We start from the raw sequence: 1,316 nt of genomic DNA on the forward strand, positions 1-1,316 counted from the left end.
TCCAGCTCCACGAGCAGCGACGCGGTCAGGATGCTCGCCTCCAGGTCGCCGCCGATCCCGACGACGGCACGGTAGAAGTCGGGCACGCCGAGCTGGCGCAGCGCCTGCATGTCGGTGCAGTCGGCGGTGGCGATGTGGGTGATCTGGCCGGACAGGCTCTGCACCACCTTGGCGCGGTTGTCGATGGCCAGTACCTCGGTGCCGCGCCGGGTGAGCTCGACGGCGAGCGAGCTGCCGAACCGGCCCAGCCCGATCACGACGACCGGATCGGTTGTCCTGTCAGCCAACGATGACCCTCTCCTCCGGGAGTTGGTAGCGGCGGGTGCGGTCCTTCAGCGCGAGGGCGGAGCCCAGGGTGAGCGGACCGGTCCGGCCGATGAACATGAGCAGCACGAGCAGGACCTGGCCGGCCGGGGCGATGTCCGCGGTGACACCGGTGGACAGGCCCACGGTGCCGAACGCCGAGACCGCTTCGAACAGCACCGCATCCAGGCTGTGCGGGGTCAGGGCGAGCAGCGCGTACGTGGACAGGACCACCAGCGCCACGCTGATGAGGCTGATCGAGATGGCCTGACGCTGGGTGGCCTGCGAGATGCTGCGATGCCCGACGGTGACCTCCCCCTCGCCGCGTATCTCGGCCCAGATGACGAAGGCCAGCAGCCCGAACGTGGTGACCTTGATGCCGCCCGCGGTGCTGGCGCTGCCACCGCCGATGAACATCAGCAGGTCGGTGGCCAGCCAGCTCGTGGGGTGCATGTCGGCGATGTCCACGATGTTGAACCCTGCCGAACGTGGCATGACGGCGGTGAAGAACGCGGCCAGGACCTTGCCCGAATCGTCGAGGGCGCCCAGCGTCTGGGGATTGTCCCATTCGGTGGCCATGAAGACCAGCGTGCCACCGGTCAGCAGGATCAGGGTGACGCCGACGGTGATCCTGGTCAGGACCGACCAGCGACTGGGCCGCCGCCAGCCCCGCAGCAGCTCGAACACCACCGGGAAGCCGAGACCGCCCACGATGACCGCGGCGGCGATGGTCAGACAGATCCACGGGTCGGCGACGAACCGCATCAGGCTGTCGGGCCACAGCGCGAAACCGGCGCTGTTGAAGGCCGAGATCGCGTGGAAGACGCTCAGGTAGACGGCGCGGCCGAACGGCTCGCCATGACCGATGAGGAACCGGCCGGTGAGAACCACCGCCGTGGCCGTCTCGCAGACGAGGCTGAACAGGACCACCTTGCGCACCACGTGCCGCACGTCCGCCATGCTCAGGGTCTTCGTCTCGGCCTGCGCGAAGATCCTGGCCCGCAGGACGAGAC

General features: G+C 68.8%; 2 protein-coding genes. Both read right to left on the bottom strand.

Going from position 1 to position 1,316, the window contains the following annotated elements; genetic code table 11:
- On the bottom strand, nucleotides 1-287 hold a 287-nt coding region (locus AB0H81_RS44905; RefSeq protein WP_358388759.1), incomplete at its 3' end, for an NAD-binding protein.
- Nucleotides 280-1,316 (bottom strand): potassium transporter TrkG (locus tag AB0H81_RS44910; protein WP_358388762.1); only part of this gene is annotated, 1,037 nt, incomplete at its 5' end. The genes AB0H81_RS44910 and AB0H81_RS44905, both read right to left, overlap by 8 nt.

Origin of the sequence: Nonomuraea sp. NPDC050691, from assembly GCF_040654455.1 — a bacterium.
Taxonomy (GTDB): domain Bacteria; phylum Actinomycetota; class Actinomycetes; order Streptosporangiales; family Streptosporangiaceae; genus Nonomuraea.